General features: G+C 61.1%; 17 protein-coding genes. 11 read left to right on the top strand and 6 right to left on the bottom strand.

Going from position 1 to position 19,168, the window contains the following annotated elements; genetic code table 11:
• Positions 1-26: 26 nt before the first annotated feature.
• Positions 27-830, top strand: coding sequence for a phosphatase PAP2 family protein (locus tag ACHPFG_RS02145; protein ID WP_431701489.1), 804 nt, complete (start codon positions 27-29; stop codon positions 828-830).
• Between the two features lie 63 nt (positions 831-893).
• Here the strand turns inward: ACHPFG_RS02145 and ACHPFG_RS02140 are convergent, their stop codons facing one another.
• Positions 894-1,301: an RNA-binding S4 domain-containing protein gene (locus tag ACHPFG_RS02140; protein WP_431701488.1), complete on the bottom strand. Its 408-nt coding sequence runs from the start codon at positions 1,299-1,301 to the stop codon at positions 894-896.
• A gap of 116 nt (positions 1,302-1,417) precedes the next feature.
• On the opposite strand from ACHPFG_RS02140, the gene ACHPFG_RS02135 reads away from it, so the two are divergent.
• From ACHPFG_RS02135 to rimK, 3 genes are read left to right on the top strand one after another with little or no spacing between them, the layout of a single operon-like run.
• A complete protein-coding gene (locus tag ACHPFG_RS02135) occupies positions 1,418-2,197 on the top strand; it encodes an EAL domain-containing protein (protein WP_431701487.1) in 780 nt (259 codons plus the stop codon).
• Between the two features lie 32 nt (positions 2,198-2,229).
• On the top strand, positions 2,230-2,694 hold the full coding sequence (locus ACHPFG_RS02130) for an ATP-dependent zinc protease family protein (protein WP_174245656.1): 465 nt from the start codon (positions 2,230-2,232) through the stop codon (positions 2,692-2,694).
• A complete protein-coding gene (rimK, locus tag ACHPFG_RS02125; RefSeq protein ID WP_003171022.1) occupies positions 2,691-3,596 on the top strand; it encodes a 30S ribosomal protein S6--L-glutamate ligase in 906 nt (301 codons plus the stop codon). The genes ACHPFG_RS02130 and rimK overlap by 4 nt, the downstream gene beginning before the upstream one ends.
• A gap of 96 nt (positions 3,597-3,692) precedes the next feature.
• On the opposite strand, the gene ACHPFG_RS02120 is transcribed toward rimK, so the two are convergent.
• Positions 3,693-5,006: an ATP-binding protein gene (locus ACHPFG_RS02120; protein WP_115487864.1), complete on the bottom strand. Its 1,314-nt coding sequence runs from the start codon at positions 5,004-5,006 to the stop codon at positions 3,693-3,695.
• A gap of 116 nt (positions 5,007-5,122) precedes the next feature.
• The gene (gene ompR, locus ACHPFG_RS02115; protein ID WP_015373500.1) at positions 5,123-5,863 is read right to left on the bottom strand and encodes an osmolarity response regulator transcription factor OmpR; all 741 of its coding nucleotides are present in this window, start codon (positions 5,861-5,863) and stop codon (positions 5,123-5,125) included.
• 356 nt (positions 5,864-6,219) lie between these two features.
• On the opposite strand from ompR, the gene ACHPFG_RS02110 reads away from it, so the two are divergent.
• The 7 genes from ACHPFG_RS02110 (at position 6,220) to tauD (ending at position 14,437) form a co-directional block, all read left to right on the top strand.
• Positions 6,220-8,556 carry a Tex family protein gene (locus tag ACHPFG_RS02110; protein ID WP_431701486.1) on the top strand — a complete coding sequence of 779 codons (2,337 nt, stop codon included), beginning with the start codon at positions 6,220-6,222 and terminating at the stop codon, positions 8,554-8,556.
• Positions 8,556-8,939: a PaaI family thioesterase gene (locus ACHPFG_RS02105; protein WP_065925818.1), complete on the top strand. Its 384-nt coding sequence runs from the start codon at positions 8,556-8,558 to the stop codon at positions 8,937-8,939. Before ACHPFG_RS02110 ends, ACHPFG_RS02105 begins: the two co-directional genes overlap by 1 nt.
• A gap of 214 nt (positions 8,940-9,153) precedes the next feature.
• Positions 9,154-10,737, top strand: coding sequence for a glutamate--cysteine ligase (gene gshA, locus ACHPFG_RS02100; protein ID WP_131696978.1), 1,584 nt, complete (start codon positions 9,154-9,156; stop codon positions 10,735-10,737).
• A gap of 244 nt (positions 10,738-10,981) precedes the next feature.
• Positions 10,982-11,959 (top strand): taurine ABC transporter substrate-binding protein, encoded by a 978-nt coding sequence (tauA, locus tag ACHPFG_RS02095; RefSeq protein ID WP_431701485.1) that lies wholly within the window; start codon positions 10,982-10,984, stop codon positions 11,957-11,959.
• 17 nt (positions 11,960-11,976) lie between these two features.
• A complete protein-coding gene (gene tauB / locus ACHPFG_RS02090) occupies positions 11,977-12,756 on the top strand; it encodes a taurine ABC transporter ATP-binding subunit (RefSeq protein ID WP_431701484.1) in 780 nt (259 codons plus the stop codon).
• Positions 12,753-13,589 carry a taurine ABC transporter permease TauC gene (gene tauC, locus ACHPFG_RS02085; protein WP_431701483.1) on the top strand — a complete coding sequence of 279 codons (837 nt, stop codon included), beginning with the start codon at positions 12,753-12,755 and terminating at the stop codon, positions 13,587-13,589. The genes tauB and tauC overlap by 4 nt, the downstream gene beginning before the upstream one ends.
• Positions 13,590-13,600: 11 nt before the next feature.
• Positions 13,601-14,437 (top strand): taurine dioxygenase, encoded by an 837-nt coding sequence (gene tauD, locus ACHPFG_RS02080; protein WP_431701482.1) that lies wholly within the window; start codon positions 13,601-13,603, stop codon positions 14,435-14,437.
• Between the two features lie 65 nt (positions 14,438-14,502).
• On the opposite strand, the gene mgrA is transcribed toward tauD, so the two are convergent.
• The 3 genes from mgrA to betT all read right to left on the bottom strand — a co-directional run bounded on the left by mgrA (position 14,503) and on the right by betT (position 19,118).
• A complete protein-coding gene (gene mgrA, locus ACHPFG_RS02075; RefSeq protein ID WP_053140257.1) occupies positions 14,503-15,540 on the bottom strand; it encodes an L-glyceraldehyde 3-phosphate reductase in 1,038 nt (345 codons plus the stop codon).
• Positions 15,541-15,648: 108 nt separating this feature from the next.
• On the bottom strand, positions 15,649-16,998 hold the full coding sequence (locus tag ACHPFG_RS02070; protein ID WP_431701481.1) for an OprD family outer membrane porin: 1,350 nt from the start codon (positions 16,996-16,998) through the stop codon (positions 15,649-15,651).
• A 158-nt stretch (positions 16,999-17,156) separates the two neighbouring features.
• The gene (gene betT / locus ACHPFG_RS02065) at positions 17,157-19,118 is read right to left on the bottom strand and encodes a choline transporter BetT (protein ID WP_339453456.1); all 1,962 of its coding nucleotides are present in this window, start codon (positions 19,116-19,118) and stop codon (positions 17,157-17,159) included.
• Positions 19,119-19,168 lie beyond the last annotated feature (50 nt).

Genomic DNA, 19,168 nt, shown 5'->3' with positions numbered 1-19,168 from the left:
TTTTATAGAGCGAAGAGGGACAGTTTATGAACAATCCGGGTTTGTTCCAAGCCAAGTGGAACCTCCGGCGATGGGCTCTGTGCAATCTACTCGCTATCGGGCTGCTGTGTTTTTGGCTGTGGCCCACGGGACAGATGCTGTGTGTGATTTTCGACGAGTGGCTGTTTCACCTTCTCAACGACCCGCTGGCGAGCAACGCAACATGGCTGCACGTATGGGCCGTGGCCAGTTTGCGGCCGTTTGATGCAGTGGTCGGGGTGATCCTGCTGATGCTGCTGATTCGTGGCGACTGGGTATTCAAGGCCGTGCAGGTCCGCCAGGCACTGTTAGGTTTTGTCGGCATTTTGTTGCTCTTGCTGTTTATCCGCATGCTGTTTTCCAAACTCGCGGCGCAGATGGGTTGGCAACACAGTAGCCCGTCGATGGTCATCGCCGGGGCGATCCAGATGAGTGACTATTTCCCGGGACTGGAGAAGACCTGGGAGCTGAAGGACCGCTCAAGCCAAAGCTTTCCGGGGGATCACGCCTCGGTGTTGCTGATCTGGGCAATGTTCATGACCGTGTTCGCCAAGCGCGTCGGCCAGGTGCTGGTGATCTGGGGCCTGGCGCTGTTGTTCATGATGCCGCGGCTGGTGGCGGGCGCACATTGGGGGCAGGACGATTACATCGGCGGTGTGTTGCTGGCGCTGTTGGCGTTGGGCTGGGGGTATTACACGCCGTTTGCGGCGAAGGTGTCGGGCGCTTTGTTACAAGTGACGATGCCGATCTTCGGGTTACTCGGCAAGCTGCCGGTGATCGGTGGATTGAGCGTCGTGCGCACATCCCCTTAACGCTGCAGGCCAAATGTGGGAAGAGGCTTGCCCCCTCCCACATTTGAATGGGCCGCTGCGCAATCAGTCATCATTGCCACTGCCGCGAAACTTGAACAGGTCGCGGCGCTGTTTCTTGCTCGGCTTGCCATCGGTGGTCATCCCCGTGGCGCCCGCCTTGCGCATGGCTGCCGCATTTTCGCGCCTGGCAATGCTCGCTTCGGTTTCGGTATACAGCGCCTGTGCTTCGGGGGCGCCACGGCGCACGATGGAAAGTGCCTGCACCACGACAGTCTTTTCGTCAAAACCTATCCGAATCTGCAACTCATCACCGACACGTGGCTCTTTGCCCGGTTTACAGCGCTCGCCTCGATGATGCACTTTGCCACTCTCAATCGCGGCCTTGCCCAAGGCACGGGTTTTAAAGAAACGCGCCGCCCACAGCCACTTGTCCAGACGGACCTTTTCTTCCTCTTCCTGCTTTTGAGCCACTTGAATTCCTCGCTCTGACAAATGTCGCAACTGTAACGTTGAAACCCTTCGACGCATAAATCCCAAGGCTCACCTAAGATACGCCAGGTAGCACCCTGTTTTCGCGAGGATACGCCGTGACCGACTTTCCCACTTCACTCACCTCGCCTGACCAGCGTTGCGCAGGCTGCCAGCAAAGCGAACCCCTGGGTTTCGATTTTGCTTTCGCCTACCAGCCTATCGTAGACCTTCGGGACCATTCGATTTTTGCCCACGAAGCCTTGGTGCGCGGTACACAGGGCGAAGGGGCGATATCGGTGCTGGAGAAGGTCAATGACAGCAACCGCTACCGCTTCGACCAGCGCTGCCGCACCCAGGCGATTGCCGGTGCTGCAGGCTTGGGGATGCAAACCCGCCTATCCATCAACTTCATGCCCAATGCCGTGTACCGTCCGGAGTTGTGCATCCGAAGCACCCTTGAGGCGGCTCGCGCGCACAATTTTCCGCTGGACCAACTGATTTTCGAGACACTGGAAAGCGAGCATGTAGATAACTATCGCCATTTGACGAATATTCTGCGTGAATACCGCGAGTTCGGCTTCAAGACCGCCATCGACGACTTCGGCGCGGGCTATTCGGGGCTGAATCTGCTGGCCGATTTCCAACCTGACCTGATCAAACTCGACATGGCACTGATCCGCGATGTCGACCAGGATCGTGTCCGTCAGGTGATCGTCCAGGGAATTGTCACAATCTGTGAGCAGTTGAACGTTACTGTCATCGCCGAAGGCATCGAAAGTGCCGGCGAGCGCGACTTTCTGTCTGACTGTGGAATATTTCTGATGCAAGGCTACTGGTTCGCCAAGCCTGCATTCAAAGCCCTGGCCGAGGTTTCACCGAAAGCCTGGGCGAATTGATCGGTTACCCATAATTGAAGACATTTGACCATTTGACCGTTGTAGGTCTGCGTGAGTGGGTGGCACTTCCCGACTTGGGAGTGGCGGGCCTGCGCGCCAAGATCGACACCGGTGCCAGCACCTCCAGCCTGCATGCCACCGATATCGAGCCTTTTGAGCGCGACGGTGAGAAATGGGTGCGCTTTACCGCGCACCTGGGCAGCGTTGTGCAACTGCGTCACCGCCGCTGCGAGGCGCCCCTGGTGACCATGAAAACCATCAAGAGCTCCAATGGCCATGCGCAGGTGCGCTACGTGATCAGCACCACCCTGGCGCTGGGTGATCGGGTATGGCGGGTGGAGTTCACCCTGGCCTGTCGCAAAGCCATGCGTTACCGCCTGTTACTGGGTTCCAAGGCGCTGATTGACGGCCATCTGGTGGTCAATCCCGGCGTCAAGTACGTTCAAGACAAGCCGGTGTTCCCGGTCTCTACTATTTCTGCCCCAGGTGCTGCATGAAGATTGCTGTGCTGTCGCGAAACCCGCGTCTGTATTCCACCCGCCGCCTGGTCGAGGCCGGCACCGAACGTGGCCATGAAATGGTAGTGATCGACACGTTGCGTGCCTATATGAACATTGCCAGCCACAAGCCGCAGATCCACTATCGCGGCAAGCCCCTCGAAGGGTTTGATGCGGTGATCCCGCGTATTGGCGCCTCGGTGACGTTCTATGGCTGCGCCGTGTTGCGCCAGTTCGAAATGATGGGGGTTTTCCCCCTCAATGAATCCGTGGCCATTGCACGTTCGCGGGATAAATTACGCTCGTTGCAACTGCTCTCGCGGCGGGGCATCGGCCTGCCGGTCACTGGCTTTGCACACTCCCCCGACGACATTCCCGACCTGATCGAAATGGTCAACGGCGCGCCGCTGGTGATCAAGGTGCTGGAAGGCACCCAGGGCATCGGTGTAGTACTGTGTGAAACCGCGACCGCAGCGGAATCCGTGATCGAGGCGTTCATGGGCCTCAAGCAGAACATCATGGTGCAGGAATACATCAAGGAAGCCGGCGGTGCGGATATTCGCTGCTTCGTGGTGGGCGACAAGGTGATCGCAGCCATGAAGCGCCAGGCCAAGCCCGGAGAGTTCCGCTCCAACCTGCACCGCGGCGGCAGCGCCAGCCTGATCAAGATCACACCTGAAGAACGCATGACCGCGTTGCGAGCGGCCAAGGTCATGGGGTTGGCCGTGGCGGGTGTGGATATCCTGCGCTCCAATCACGGCCCGCTGGTGATGGAGGTGAACTCGTCGCCGGGCCTGGAAGGGATCGAGACCACCACAGGGAAGGACGTGGCGGGGATCATCATTCAGCATCTGGAGAAGAATGGTGGACCGAATATGACCAGGACCAAAGGCAAGGGTTAGAGACGCGGCTGTTAGCTTAAAGCTATAAGCTGCAAGAAAGGGCAAAAGCTATCTGCCTTTCTCTTGCGGCTTTAAGCTTGAAACTTGCAGCTGTTTTTATACCGCGTCTCTTGGCAGCATCAGCCCAAGCGGCAAGCGCACCCGCGCTTCCAGGCCACCGTCTTCGCGGTTACGCAACTCGACATTTCCGCCGTGCATCGAAGCAATCCGCCGCACGATCGCCAGCCCCAGACCGGTCCCCTTGCCACCCCGGGCACGGTCGCCACGGGTGAAGGGGTTGAAGATACCCTCCAGCTCGTCCGGATCGATGCCCGCCCCCCGGTCCATCACACTCAGCACCACGTACGGCGCGGCACTGTCGCCGGACACATACGCAGCCACTTCCACATCCGAACCGGCGTGGTGCAAAGCGTTGCCGATCAGATTGTTCAGAAGGCGTTTCATCGACACCCGACGCAACGCAAACGGCTGGATCGGTTCAAGGCGCATGCGCACTTGCTCGCCATTCTGGTTGTAGGGCGCGACAACCTCACGCACCAGGTCCGTGAGATCGACTTCCTCCACCACCTCGTCACGTCCATCGCGGATAAACGCCAGGAACTGGTCGAGAATCGCGTCCATGTCTTCGATGTCGCGAACCATGTCGTCGGTGAGGTCGCTATGGTTGCCCATCAGCTCCAGGGACAGGCGCAATCGCGTCAATGGCGTGCGCAAGTCATGGGACACCCCCGCCAGCATCAGCTCGCGTTCGCGCCCGGCCTGTTCGACATCCTCCGCCATCTGGTTGAAGGCGCCATACACCTCGGTCATTTCACTGGGCGTATCGCTGACCGGCAGGCGCACGCTGCGCCCCTGGCCCAGTTGGCGGGCGGCAAATACCAGGCGTTTAAGCGGTTGGTTAAGCTGACGAACGAAAATCCACGCGGACGCGGTGGAAAGCAAGCCGATAGCCAGGAACCAGCCCAACACGTTCCAGATCTTCTGCCCCCGCAAAGGATGCGGATACAGCGGAACCTTGATCCAAGCATCGCCAAGGCTCGGCGCCCTCACCCACAGCGCAGGTGAAACATGCATGCGCAAGCGCACCTCGGTGTCCTCGCCCAGCTCGGCCTGCATCTGGCGTTGGTAGATCTCGCTGTAGGGCCAATGCTGCTCACCCTCGGGCACACCCGCCCCGTCAACGCGGGTCAACGTCGACGCCTTGGCTACTTTTTCCCGGTTCTCAGGGTCTACAGCCCAGTAACCACGCAGCGTCAGGGCGACACCATGGCTGTACTGCCGGTCCACCAGCACGTCTTCGTTCATCAGCAGATAAACCAGTGTCAACGCCTTGGAAAACAGCACGACGATCAGCACCAGCCAAAGGGTGCGGGAGAAGAAACTTTGCGGGAACCACAGAGGGGTTTTCATAGAAGACAGCTGGACACCTTGCAGGAACGAGCGGCGCTCGCAGAATTGCAGACGCCGGGCATCCCGTCGACCCTCATGGAGTCAAACGCCAGGATGCCCGTCCTGCAAATCATCGGTCACTTCGTGGCGGTGCCATCCGGCACAAACACATAACCCACACCCCATACCGTCTGGATATACCGAGGCTTCGACGGGTCCGGCTCGATCATCCGGCGCAGACGGGAAATCTGCACGTCGATGGAGCGCTCCAGGGCGTCCCATTCGCGACCGCGGGCCAGGTTCATCAGTTTGTCGCGGGTCAGCGGCTGACGCGCGTTCATCACCAGGGCCTTGAGCACGGCGAATTCACCGGTGGTGAGCATGTGCACTTCGTCGCCACGCTTGAGTTCGCGGGTCGCCAGCGACAGTTCGTAGTCGCCAAAGGTAACGCTTTCGTCTTCGCTGCCCGGCGCGCCCGGTACCGGCGGTGCCTGACGACGCAACACGGCTTTGACCCGCGCCATCAACTCGTCAGGGTTGAAGGGCTTGGCCAGGTAGTCATCAGCGCCCAGCTCGAGGCCCTTGATGCGGCTCAGCTCATCGCCCTTGGCGGTAAGCATGATGATTGGAATCTGGTTGTTCGCGCCGCGCAGGCGCTTGCAGGCGGTGAGGCCGTCTTCGCCGGGCAGCATCAGGTCGAGTACGACCAGGTTGAATACTTCGCGCCCCAGGAGACGGTCCATCTGCTCGGTGTTCGGCACCGCGCGGGCACGATAGCCCTTGGAGTTGAAGAAACGCTCCAGCAGGCTGCTCAGCCCCGGATCGTCATCAACGATGAGAATTTTTTCGCCTTCAGCAGTTTGTGCAGTGCTGCTCATTGGATGCTCCTCTTATCTCGGCGCGCATTATGGCGTAGCTGCCGTTATACGCACCGTGTGCATTGTTAGCAGATTTTTCCTCTGCTGCCAGCGAACCCGCCCCTTTCAACCATTGACGCAGTACCCTCCAAGGGCAGAACGCTGGTTATAATGCGGCGCCTTCGTGCAGGGCAACGTCAGATCGTTGCCGTTTAATGCCGGGCTTTTTTCACCCGCTTGTCGTGATTTTTTCGATTTCGAGGGTCAATAGGCTGCCTCTTGACCCAGGTAGCGGCGCCAGTCGGGCCGCTCAACCAGCCGCGCAAGGCCTTGTTTTTTGGGCCAGCGGGCTGCTTTTCAGAATTTCAGGTGGTTTTATGGACAGCATCAACAGCCGCATCGCCGAAGAACTCGGTGTACGCCCACAACAGGTCGAAGCGGCCGTCGCTCTACTGGATGAAGGCTCCACGGTGCCCTTCATCGCCCGTTACCGGAAAGAAGTGACCGGCAGCCTCGACGACATCCAACTGCGGCACCTGGAAGAACGCCTGCGCTACCTGCGAGAACTCGACGAACGGCGTATCAGCATCCTCGCCAGTATCGAGGAACAGGGCAAGTTGACCCCGCAGCTGGAACGCGACATCAAGCTCGCCGACACCAAGACCCGCCTCGAAGACCTTTACCTGCCGTACAAACAGAAGCGCCGCACCAAGGGTCAGATCGCCCTGGAGGCCGGCCTGGGCGAACTGGCCGACGGCCTGTTCAACGACCCGTCGCTGACCCCGGAGACCGAAGCCGCACGCTTCGTCAACGCTGAAAAAGGCGTTGCCGACGTCAAGGCCGCCCTCGAAGGCGCCAAGTACATCCTGATGGAGCGCTTCGCCGAAGACGCCAACCTGCTGGAAAAACTGCGCAACTATCTGAAACAGGAAGCCACCCTCAGCGCCCGCGTCATCGCCGGCAAAGAGGAAGAAGGCGCCAAGTTCCGCGACTACTTCGAACACGACGAACCGCTGAAAAGCATGCCGTCCCACCGTGCGCTGGCGATTTTCCGTGGCCGCAACGAAGGTATTCTCAGCTCAGCACTCAAAGTCGGCGACGAACTGCCGGGCACCATGCACCCGTGCGAAGGCATGATCGGCCAACAATTCGGCATCCAGAATCAGAATCGTCCTGCGGACAAGTGGCTCGGTGAAGTCGTGCGCTGGACCTGGAAGGTCAAGCTCTACACCCACCTGGAAACCGACCTGCTCGGCGAGTTGCGCGACGGCGCCGAAACTGAGGCGATCAACGTATTCGCCCACAACCTGCACGACCTGTTGCTGGCCGCCCCGGCCGGCCCGCGCGCCACCCTGGGCCTCGACCCCGGCCTGCGCACCGGCTGCAAGGTCGCCGTGGTCGATGCCACCGGCAAGCTGCTGGACCACGCCACCGTGTACCCACACGTGCCGCACAACAAGTGGGACCAGACCCTCGCCATCCTGGCCGCCCTGTGCGCCAAGCATTCGGTGGACCTGATCGCCATCGGCAACGGCACTGCCAGCCGTGAAACCGACAAGCTGGCCGCCGAACTGATCAAAAAATACCCAGCCATGAAGATGACCAAGGTGATGGTCTCCGAAGCCGGTGCTTCGGTGTACTCGGCATCGGAACTGGCGTCCAAGGAATTCCCGGACCTCGACGTGTCGATCCGTGGCGCGGTGTCCATCGCCCGTCGCCTGCAGGACCCGCTGGCCGAACTGGTGAAGATCGACCCTAAATCCATCGGTGTCGGCCAGTACCAGCACGACGTGTCGCAGCTGAAACTGGCGCGCGGCCTGGATGCGGTGGTGGAAGACTGCGTAAACGCCGTGGGCGTGGACGTGAACACCGCCTCCGTAGCGCTGTTGGCGCGTATCTCCGGCCTCAACGCCACCCTGGCGCAGAACATCGTCACTCACCGCGACGAAAACGGCGCGTTCAAAACCCGCGCTGCACTGAAGAAAGTCGCACGCCTGGGTGAAAAAACCTTCGAGCAAGCCGCCGGCTTCCTACGCGTGATGAACGGCGACAACCCGCTGGATTCGTCAGCCGTTCACCCGGAAGCTTATCCGCTGGTGCAACGCATCGCCGCCGAGACCGACCGCGACATCCGCTCGCTGATCGGCGACGCCGCGTTCCTCAAGCGCCTGGATCCAAAGAAGTACACCGACGAAACCTTCGGCGTGCCGACCATCACCGACATCCTGCAAGAGCTGGAAAAACCTGGCCGCGATCCGCGTCCAGAGTTCAAGACCGCCGAGTTCCAGGACGGCGTGGAAGACCTCAAGGACCTGCAACTGGGCATGATCCTCGAAGGCGTGGTCACCAACGTGACCAACTTCGGCGCGTTTGTGGACATCGGCGTGCATCAGGACGGTTTGGTGCACATTTCTGCGCTTTCGGAGAAGTTCATCAAGGATCCGCGCGAAGCGGTGAAAGCCGGTGATGTGGTCAAGGTCAAGGTCATGGAAGTCGACATCCCGCGCAAACGCGTTGGCCTGTCGATGCGCATGGGCGACACCCCAGGCGAAAAAATCGACGGCGCCCGTGGTGCACGTCCTGGCTCGGCACCGCGCCAATCGCAGAACCGCTCTGAAAACAATCAACCGCGCAAGGAAACCGCCACCGCAGCGCCAAGCAACAACGCCATGGCCTCGCTGTTCGCCAACGCCAAGCAGCTGAAGAAACGTTGATGGAAATCCCCGCCGGCTTGACCCAGAGCGCGTTCAGCGAACTGATCGGCTGCCGCCTGCAACGCCTCGAAGAAGGCGTTGCCGAAGTGGCCCTGACCCTGGAGCCGCACCTGCGCAACCGCGCGGGCAAGCTCCACGGCGGGGCGATTTTCAGCCTGGTCGACATCACCATGGGGCTGGCCTGTTCCAGCGCCCATGGGTTTGACCAGCAGAGCGCCACCATCGAATGCAAGATCAACTACATCCGCGCCGTGGAAGACGGTGACGTGCTGTGCACCAGCCGCGTGATTCACGCCGGTCGGCGCACGCTGGTGGTCGAAGCCGATGTGTATCAGGACGAAAGACTTGTCGCAAAAGCACAGGGCACGTTCGCTGTCCTATAGCTCCAAGCCCTCGATTTGAGTTAATTTCGGCGCTGCGATAACGGCGTCGGAATTTTCTTGCTGCGCTATAGCCCAATTCATGGAGTGAAGTAGGCTTTTTTAACGCGGGTCAAATCGACTCAAAACCAGGCGATCACGCCAGTTTCAACTTCACCCTTGTAGACCGTCCTGCCCACCCCCATATTGGGGCGACTGACGCGTGAAGGAATCCAACTTGAGCGAACTTCTCAACCGCCGCCTGGCCCTGCTCGGCAAGCGCGAACACCTCTCCCTGCTAGAGCAGTGCCTGCACGGCATCGAGCGTGAATGCCTACGTGTCACCGGTGACGGTCGCCTGGCGCAAACGCCGCACCCCGAAGCCCTGGGCGCCGCGTTGACCCATGAACAGATCACCACCGACTACTCGGAATCGCTGCTGGAGTTCATTACTCCGGCCCTGCCCAACCCGGCCGATACCCTGAGCAGCCTGGACAAGATCCATCGCTTTGCCTACACCAAGCTCGGCAGTGAGTACCTGTGGAGCCCCTCGATGCCGTGCCCGTTGCCGGCCGAGGAAGACATTCCGATTGCCTACTACGGCACCTCCAATATCGGACAGCTCAAGTACGTGTACCGCAAGGGCCTGGCCCTGCGTTACGGCAAGACCATGCAGTGCATCGCCGGCATCCACTACAACTTTTCCCTGCCGGAACCGTTGTGGCCGCTGCTCAAGGAGACTGAAGGCTTCGTCGGCACCGACCGCGACTATCAGTCCACCGCCTATATCGCGCTGATCCGCAACTTCCGCCGCTACAGCTGGCTGCTGATGTACCTGTTCGGTGCCTCGCCGGCCCTGGACGCGGGTTTCCTGCGCGGTCGCTCGCACCAATTGGAAGTACTCGACGCCGACACCCTGTACCTGCCGTATGCCACCAGCCTGCGCATGAGCGACCTGGGTTACCAGAGCAACGCCCAGGCGGGCCTGACGCCGTGCTACAACGACCTGGCCAGCTACACCGACAGCCTGCGCGAAGCCGTGGCAACGCCCTACGCGCCCTATGTCGAAATCGGTACCCACAAGGACGGTGAGTGGGTACAGCTCAACACCAACATCCTGCAGATCGAAAACGAGTACTACTCCAACATCCGCCCCAAGCGCGTGACCTATACCGGCGAGCGGCCGATCCAGGCGCTGATGGCCCGTGGCATCCAGTACATCGAAGTGCGCTGCCTGGACATCAACCCGTTCCTGCCGATGGGCATCGACCTGCCGGAGTCGCGTTTCCTCGACGCATTCCTGTTGTATTGCGCGCTGAACGACAGCCCGCTGTTCGCCGACAACGAATGCGGCAACGCCACGTCCAACTTCCTCAGCGTGGTCAAGGAAGGCCGGCGCCCGGGCCTGCAATTGCAGCGCAAGGGCCAGGCCGTGGACATGAAGGAATGGGCTACCGAGCTGCTGGAGAAGATTGCCCCCTTGGCTGCGCTGCTGGATGAAAGCCACGGCATCACCGAACACAGCCAGGCGCTGGACGCCCAGTTGGCCAAGGTCAAGGACCCGTCCCTGACCCCTTCGGCGCAGGTATTGGCGGCGATGGCCGAGCGCAAAGAGAGTTTTGCGCAATTCTCCCTGCATCAGAGCGAGGTGCATGCCGAGTATTTCCGCCGCGAGCCGTTGCCGGCTGAGGAACAAGCACGCTTTGAAGAGCGGGCGCGCACATCGCTGGCACAGCAGGCGGAGTTGGAGCAGAACGAAGTGGGCGACTTTGATGTGTTTGTCGGGTCGTACCAGGCGAGCATTCTGGCGATCAGTAACTAAGACCGAACTCGGTCCATTGTGGGAGGGGGCTTGCCCCCGATGGCGGTAGATCAGTCACTGATGGGTTGACTGACCCAGTGCAATCGGGGCAAGCCCCCTCCCACATTTGCCCGCAATCAAGCTCAAGATTCGCTTCAACCTTTCGCCCATAAGCTAATTCGAAAATGTTATTTATTTTCGGATTCTTAGATCATTTAGTCTCCTCACACGCCGACCCTCGGCCGCCTGATTGAGGAGCTTCCCCTTGAAACTGTTAACCCCTCTGCGCCTCCTGGCCGCGTTGTCCCTGGCCGGTGCCAGCCTGTTTGCCCAGGCGGCGGATGTAACCATCGCTTACCAGACCACCGTAGACCCGGCCAAAGTTGCCCAGGCCGACGGTGCGTACGAAAAAGCCACTAACGCCAAGATCGACTGGCGCAAATTCGACAATGGCGCCGACATCATCGCCGCCATTGCCTCCGGCGACGTGCAGATCGGCTACCTCGGTTCCAGCCCGCTGACCGCTGCGATCACCCGTAAAGTTCCGGTGGAAACCTTCCTGGTTGCCACTCAGATCGGCGGTGCCGAAGCCCTGGTGGCGCGCAACGGTGCCGGGATCAACGGCCCTCAGGACCTGATCGGCAAGAAGGTCGCCGTGCCCTTCGTTTCCACCGGCCACTACAGCCTGTTGGCCGCGCTGAAGCATTGGAACATCGACCCGTCGAAAGTGACCATCCTCAACCTCGCCCCGCCGGCGATCATCGCGGCCTGGAAGCGCGGTGACATCGACGCCACTTACGTATGGGACCCAGCACTGGGCGTGGCCAAGGAAAACGGCAAGGTGCTGATCACCTCCGGCGAGCTGGCCAAGTTCGGCGCGCCGACCTTCGATGCCTGGATCGTGCGCAAGGACTTCGCCGAGAAACACCCGGAAATCGTCACAGCCTTCGCCAAAGTCACTCTGGATGCCTACGCCGCGTACCGCAAAGACCCACAAGCCTGGCTCGCCGACAAAGGCAACGTCGACAAACTGGTGAAGCTCTCCGGCGCCAAAGCCAGTGACATCCCGCTGCTGCTGCAAGGCAACGTCTACCCGCTGGCCGCTGACCAGGTGACCCTGCTGGGCGCACCGACCACCAAGGCCGTGACCGATACCGCTGCGTTCCTCAAGGAACAAGGCAAGGTCGACGCCGTGCTGCCGGACTACGCCCCTTACGTCAGCGCCAAGTTCATCACCCACTGATCCAGGAGTTCATCGCGATGGCCTTGCTACAACTGGAGCGCATCAGCGCACAGTACCCAGGCGCCACAGAACCGGTGCTGTCCGACATTTCACTCGACCTGGGGCCCCAGCAATTGCTGGTGGCCCTCGGTCCGTCCGGCAGTGGCAAGACTTCGCTGTTGAACCTGATTGCCGGCTTTGTCGAACCTTCTGCCGGGCGCATCACCCTCGATGGCGTACAGGTCAAAGGTCCCAGCGCCGAACGCGGCGTGGTGTTCCAGGACGACGCGCTGCTGCCCTGGCAGGACGTGTTGGCCAATGTCGGTTTCGGCCTGGAACTGGCCGGCGTGCCCAAGGCGCAGCGTGAAGTGCGTGCCAGGGAAATGCTCGCGCTGGTGGACCTCGCCGGCTTCGACAATCGCCGCATCTGGCAGCTCTCCGGAGGCCAGAAGCAACGCGTCGGCCTGGCTCGCGCCTTGGCCGCCGACCCGCGCGTGCTGCTGATGGACGAACCCTTCGGCGCCCTCGATGCCTTCACCCGCGAACAGATGCAGGAACTGTTGCTGCAAGTCTGGCGACGCACGGCCAAGCCGGTGTTCCTGATTACCCATGACATCGAAGAAGCGGTGTTCCTCGCCACCGACCTGATCCTGTTGGCGCCCAACCCGGGGCAGATCGTCGAGCGTCTGCACCTGGACTTCGGCCAGCGCTACGCCGCCGGTGAGTCGGCGCGGGCGATCAAGTCCGACCCGCGCTTTATCGAAACCCGTGAGCACGTGCTGGGCAAAGTGTTCTCGCAACGGCAGGTGTCCGCATGAGCAGCTACGAACTCCCCGCCACCGCTGCCAAGCCGGTGGCCCACGCGGTTATTCCTGTCCGTCGCAGCCTGAGCACGCGCTGGATCAGCCTGTTGACCCTGGTCACCTTGCTGGCCCTCTGGTGGGCCGTCACCGCTACGGGCCTGATCGAACCGTTGTTCCTGCCACCGCCCTCCGCCGTGCTGCAAAAAGGCTGGCTGCTGGCGACTGCGGGCTATATGGATTCCACCTTGTGGCAGCACCTGGGCGCGAGTCTCAGCCGGATCGGCCTGGGCCTGGGCTTCGCGGTGCTGACCGCCGTGCCGGTGGGGATTGCCATCGGTTCCAACCGCATCGCCCGCGGCATTCTCGACCCGCTGATCGAGTTTTACCGGCCAATTCCGCCCCTGGCTTACCTGCCGTTGATCGTGATCTGGTGCGGTATCGGCGAGCTGTCCAAGGTGCTGCTGATCTACCTGGCGATCTTTGCGCCCATCGCGATCGCCACCGCGACCGGCGTGCGCACCGTCGACCCGGCCAAGCTGCGTGCGGCGCAGTCGCTGGGCGCCACCCGTGCCCAACTGATTCGCCATGTGATCCTGCCGAGCGCCCTGCCCGACATCCTCACCGGTGTGCGCATCGGCCTGGGTGTAGGTTGGTCGACCCTGGTCGCCGCCGAACTGATCGCGGCCACCAGCGGCCTGGGTTTCATGGTGCAGTCGGCGGCGCAGTTCCTGGTCACCGATGTGGTGGTGTTGGGGATCCTGGTGATCGCCCTGATCGCCTTCGCCATGGAAATGGGCCTGCGCGCCCTGCAGCGTAAGTTAGTGCCTTGGCATGGCCAGGCACATTGAGTGAGAACCCCATGAGCAGCCTGACCATTACCCCCTTGAGTACCGCCCTGGGCGCCCAGATCAGTGGCGTCGATATCACCCAGCCGCTGAGCGCCGAACACCGCGATGCCATCGAGCAGGCATTACTCACCCACTCGGTGCTGTTCTTCCGTGGCCAGCCGATCACCCCGCAGCAGCAGGCGCGGTTCGCGGCGAACTTCGGCGACCTGCATATCCACCCGATCTACCCCAACGTGCCGGAACAGCCCGAAGTGCTGATCCTCGACACCGCCGTCACCGACGTGCGCGACAACGCCGTGTGGCACACCGACGTGACCTTCCTGCCCACCCCGGCCCTCGGCGCGGTACTCAGCGCCAAGCTGTTGCCGGCGTTTGGTGGCGATACGCTGTGGGCCAGTGGCATCGCGGCGTATGAGGCGTTGTCCGCGCCGTTGAAGCGGTTGCTCGATGGGCTGACGGCCACCCACGACTTCACCAAATCCTTTCCGCTGGAACGCTTTGGCAACACCGCCGAAGACCTGGCGCGCTGGGAAGAAACCCGCAGGAAAAACCCACCGCTGTCGCACCCGGTAGTGCGCACACATCCGGTCAGCGGGCGTAAGTCGCTGTTTGTCAGTGACGGGTTCACCACCAGGATCAATGAGCTGGAGCCAGCGGAGAGCGAAGCGATCCTGAAGCTGCTGTTCGCCCACGCGATACGGCCGGAATTCACCCTCCGCTGGCGCTGGCAGGAGAACGACGTGGCGTTCTGGGATAACCGCGTGACCCAGCATTACGCGGTGGATGACTACCGGCCGCAGCGGCGCGTGATGCATCGGGCGACGATTCTTGGGGATGTGCCGTTCTAAACCACACTGCAAATCAAATGTGGGAGGGGGCTTGCCCCCTCTCACATTGACCCAGTGGTGTCAGGTTATTCAGCGCTGGATGGCTTTTCCCACAAGTTGATTCCACCTTCCTGCGCAAACCGATCGATCTCCGCCAGTTCTTCCGCACTGAAACTCAAGTTCTTCAACGCGCCGACGTTTTCGATGATCTGCTCCGGCCGGCTGGCGCCGATAAGCGCGCTGGTCACCCGTGGGTCGCGCAAGGTCCAGGCGAGCGCCAATTGCGCCAGGCTCTGACCCCGGCGCTGGGCGATTTCGTTCAGCGCACGTACGTGGGCGATGTTGGCTTCCGACAGATGCTTGGCCTGCAACGAACCACCCCCCGGACGGTTGACACGTGCGTCGGCCGGCACGCCGTTGAGGTACTTGTCGGTGAGCAAGCCCTGGGCCAGCGGCGTGAAGGCAATCACGCCGGCGCCGAGTTCTTCGGTGGTGTCCAGCAGGTCTTTTTCCACCCAGCGGTTAAGCAGGTTGTAGGCCGGCTGGTGGATCAGCAGCGGGACTTTCCACTCTTTGAGCAGCGCGGCGATTTCGCGGGTTTTCACCCCGGAATAAGACGAGATACCGATGTACAACGCCTTGCCCTGTTGCACGGCGGTGGCGAGGGCGCTGGCGGTTTCTTCCAGGGGTGTGTCGGCATCAAAACGGTGGGAGTAGAAAATATCCACATAGTCGACGCCCAGGCGTTGCAGGCTCTGGTCCAGGCTTGCCAGCACGTATTTGCGTGAGCCGCCGCCCTGGCCGTAAGGGCCCGGCCACATGTCCCAGCCGGCCTTGCTGGAGATGATCAATTCGTCGCGGTAGTGCTTGAAGTCTTCGCGCAGCAGGCGACCGAAGTTGATCTCGGCGCTGCCATAGGGTGGGCCGTAGTTGTTGGCCAGGTCGAAGTGGTTGATGCCCAGGTCGAACGCGGTGCGCAGCAGGGCGCGCTGGGTGTCGATCGGGGTGCTGTCGCCAAAGTTGTGCCACAGCCCCAGGGACAGTGCCGGCAGCACCAATCCACTGCGGCCTACGCGGCGATACGGGATAGATTCATAGCGGTTTTCGGCAGCAATGTAAGTCATCGAATCCTCTCTTGGACGTAGGCAAATAAGGCCTGGGAATAACGATATTCCCAGGCCTTTTAACCAGCTGAATCGCTTAAGTCTGCCCTTCCGTTTTACAGCAATTTCCTACCAGAGTGGAACGACATAGCTGACATAGAAGCGGTTTTCATCCTGCACGGTGGCGCCGGTAATGTCCGGGCTGGCGTGGGCGTTTTTCCAGGTCACGCCAAGGCCTTTGAGGGTACCAGTGGGCACTTGATACGCCACGGCCACGTTTCGCTCCCATTCGCTGGTGGTGCCCTGGGCGGTGCGGATGTCATCGCCGTGGGCGTAGGCAGCGGAGAACGTCAGGCCGTTGAGACCGAGTTTGCCCAAATCATATTTGTACTGCGCCAGCCAGGTACGTTCGCCGGCATGTTGGAATTTGTTCAGCTGCATGTTGGTCAGCGCCGGGGTGTCGGCACCCGAGCCTGGGCCTTGTCGAGCGTCACCGCTGTTGAGGCCGGAATCCAGGTACGGGAAGTCGCTGTCGCCGCTGTTTTTCTGGATGCCCAGGCCGACGGTATGGCCGTCCAGGCTGTAGCTTTCCAGCAGGCTGACGGTGGACTGGTTGATGCGGCCCTTGTTCACGCCGTCGCCGTACAGGCCTGCTGCGGCAAAGTCCTTGTCGCCGTCGGCGTTGCCGCCCACACCCAGGCTGCGGAACACGCGCACGTCAGTATCGATCGCACCGACTGACAAAGCGTCATGACGCTTGGCGCCGAGGAAGAACTGCTGGTAGTAATCCTCAAGGTTGGAGTACCACAGGCTGACAGTGGTGTTCTGTATGCCGGTGTAGTCCGCGCCGCCAAACAGGAAGCGATCGCTCTCTTTGGTCCCGCCGGCGGTGATCATGCCCTGGTCGCCGGTTTCGTTGCGGATCTTGGTCTTGAAAATATCGCCGCCGGTGAAGGTGAAGTCGCTGAGGTCCTTGGACACCAGTTGCACACCGGTATTGGTCTGCTGGTACAGGCGCCCGTCGGTGTTGGCCAGCACCGGGTTGTTGCCGTACAGCGTGCCGACGCGCAACTCATCCTTGGCAAAGCGCATCTTGAAGGTCGGGCTGAGCACGCCGAACTGGTCGGCGGATTTGCCGTTATCAAGCGGGAACATGCTGCCGGGATAGCGACCCTGGTGATCCTTGTCGTTGAGGTCGCCACCGGAATCCAGTTTCAAGCCATAGAACGCCTGCAGGTCCAGACCGAAGCCCACCGGCCCCTCGGTGTAGCCGGACTTGAAGTTGAACTCGAAACCCTGGCCCCAATCCCGAATGCTGTGAGCCTTGGCATTGCTGCCGACCACGTCACGTCCCTGCTGGTTGAGATAGCGGTTGAGCAGGGTCACGTCGGCGTGGCTGTCGTCGATAAAATCCGCATGGGCGGACAGCATAAAGCTCGCCATGGCGGCTCCCACCACAGGGCTTAAAAACGTCTTCATGGGTACCGGTCTCCGTCACTGTTCTGAAATGAAAGCGTCAAACGCTTCACACAATTACGCAGTGACCAGATGACAGTTACGCGTCAAAACAGCGCCTTGACGGATGAAATTAAGTTTAAGAAAGCCCCGTAGAACGGGGCTTTGCGGGGAGTTTAGCGTCAGCGCACCAAGTGCAGGAACTGCAGGTGGCGCTCGTATTGGTCGAGGATGTCGTTGATGATCTGCTCCTTGGTGTAGCCCACCAGGTCGTAGTCCTGGCTGCCCTCGCTCAAGTGCACTTCCGCCCGGTAGTAGCGGCGATTGTTGAGCTGTTTGGAACCCATGCCGCCGCGTGCAAATGAGGGCGTGAAATAGCCGCGCATCTGCACCTGGTACACGAACGGATGCTCTTCGCCGTGACCGATTTCCAGGCTGACGCTGTCATTGGACGGGTCGGGCTGGGTGACGACGTTGAGGCCTTTTTCGACAAACACCGCTGTCACTTCTTCGATCGCCGGACGCACCGTGGTCTCAAGGAACCGGTACACCTCATCCCGCGACGGGAAATGCACGGCCTGGCTCAAACGCTGGCGCCAACCGCCGGTGCCTTTGCGTGAGCCCGACACCGGCGCCAGCGAATGCAACTGCGCGATCTGCTTTTGCGACTCGAGGTAGAAGGCCTTGTGCAGCCCCCACATCATCAGCAGCAGGATCAGCGAGAACGGCAGCGAAGTCAGCACCACCGCCGATTTCAGCGAATCGATGCTGCCGGCAAACAGCAACGCACTGGTGACCAGTGCCGTCATCGCGCCCCAGAACACCCGCAGCCATTTCGGTCCGTCTTCGTCGGCGTTGCCGCCCTTGGACGACAGGGTCGAGAGCACCACGGTGCCGGAGTCGGCCGACGTGACGAAGAACACGAAGCTGATAAACACCGTGACCGCGATCACGGTTTTGCTCCACGGGTAGGTTTCCAGCAGCAGGTAAAGGCTCATCGATGGGTCATCGATGGCCGACTGACCGAGGGCGGTCATGCCGTGGTTGAGCACCTGGTCGATGGCGCTGTTGCCGAAGATCGACATCCACGCCAGGGTGAAGCCCAGCGGGATCAGCAGCACGCCGAACACAAATTCGCGGATGGTTCGGCCACGGGAGATGCGTGCGATAAACAGGCCTACGAACGGCGACCATGCGATCCACCAGGCCCAGTAGAACACCGTCCAGCCGCCCAGCCAGTCGCTCGGTTTGTCGTAGGCGTACACATCGAAACTCTTGGTCGGCAACGCGCCCAGGTAGTCACCGATGTTCTGGATCAGGGTGTTGAGCAAGTGCTGGGTGGGCCCGGCGAACAACACGAACAGCAGCAACGCACAGGCCAGCAGCATGTTGATGTCGGACATGACCCGCACGCCCTTGTCGACACCGGCGACGGCGACCAGGATTGCCGCGCCCATCATCAAGGTGATCAAGCCGACCTGGATCCACTGGGTGTGGGCAATGCCGAACAGGTAGTCGAGGCCGGAATTGAGGTGCAGCACGCCGAAGCCCATGTCGGCACCGAGGCCGAACACCGTGGCAATGATGCCGAAGCCATCCACCGCATAGCCGATAGGACCGTTGATGCGCTTACCAATCAGCGGGTACAGCGCCGAGCGCAACGCCAGCGGCAGGTTATGCCGGTAGGCGAAATACGCCAGCGCCATGCCGACAAAGGCAAACACGCCCCAGCCGTGCAGGCCCCAGTGCAGGAACAGCACCTGCATGGCCTGGCGTGCAGCGTCGGCATTCATGGCCTCGCCCTGGGGCGGTTGCACCAGGTGCGTCAGCGGCTCGGACACGCAGAAGAAGAACAGCGTGATGCTGATCCCGGCGGCGAACAGCATGCCGGCCCAGGACAGGTAACTGAATTCGGGCTCGTCGTGGTCGGCACCGAGTTTTATCTTGCCGTAGCCCGATAACGCGGTGACCACCACGAAGACCAGATACAGGGTCATCGCCAGCATGTAGTACCAGCCGACCGTGTTGGCCGCCCAGTTTTGCGCCGCCAGCAGCCAGGCACCGGCCTGTTGCGGGATGGCGATGACAGTGATGCCGAACAGCAGAATGAAGGTAGCGGCAAAGTAGAAAACCGGCGCATTCATGCGCACCAGGCCGCTGGATGGGGTGGACGATGCACTCATGAACGGTGCAC

Origin of the sequence: Pseudomonas sp. BR20, assembly GCF_050780135.1 — a bacterium.
Taxonomy (GTDB): Bacteria; Pseudomonadota; Gammaproteobacteria; order Pseudomonadales; family Pseudomonadaceae; genus Aquipseudomonas.
The sequence above is the reverse complement of the archived record's forward strand: the minus strand, read 5'-3'. Positions and strand labels throughout refer to the sequence as shown.

Excerpts from the sequence above, each read along its gene's own strand:
- ACHPFG_RS02070 (WP_431701481.1), bottom strand. The coding sequence starts at position 16,998 with ATGAAGACGTTTTTAAGCCCTGTGGTGGGAGCCGCCATGGCGAGCTTT.
- ACHPFG_RS02110 (WP_431701486.1), top strand. The coding sequence starts at position 6,220 with ATGGACAGCATCAACAGCCGCATCGCCGAAGAACTCGGTGTACGCCCA.
- ACHPFG_RS02145 (WP_431701489.1), top strand. The coding sequence starts at position 27 with ATGAACAATCCGGGTTTGTTCCAAGCCAAGTGGAACCTCCGGCGATGG.
- ompR (WP_015373500.1), bottom strand. The coding sequence starts at position 5,863 with ATGAGCAGCACTGCACAAACTGCTGAAGGCGAAAAAATTCTCATCGTT.
- betT (WP_339453456.1), bottom strand. The coding sequence starts at position 19,118 with ATGAATGCGCCGGTTTTCTACTTTGCCGCTACCTTCATTCTGCTGTTC.
- tauC (WP_431701483.1), top strand. The coding sequence starts at position 12,753 with ATGAGCAGCTACGAACTCCCCGCCACCGCTGCCAAGCCGGTGGCCCAC.
- ACHPFG_RS02120 (WP_115487864.1), bottom strand. The coding sequence starts at position 5,006 with ATGAAAACCCCTCTGTGGTTCCCGCAAAGTTTCTTCTCCCGCACCCTT.
- ACHPFG_RS02105 (WP_065925818.1), top strand. The coding sequence starts at position 8,556 with ATGGAAATCCCCGCCGGCTTGACCCAGAGCGCGTTCAGCGAACTGATC.
- mgrA (WP_053140257.1), bottom strand. The coding sequence starts at position 15,540 with ATGACTTACATTGCTGCCGAAAACCGCTATGAATCTATCCCGTATCGC.
- tauB (WP_431701484.1), top strand. The coding sequence starts at position 11,977 with ATGGCCTTGCTACAACTGGAGCGCATCAGCGCACAGTACCCAGGCGCC.
- tauD (WP_431701482.1), top strand. The coding sequence starts at position 13,601 with ATGAGCAGCCTGACCATTACCCCCTTGAGTACCGCCCTGGGCGCCCAG.
- rimK (WP_003171022.1), top strand. The coding sequence starts at position 2,691 with ATGAAGATTGCTGTGCTGTCGCGAAACCCGCGTCTGTATTCCACCCGC.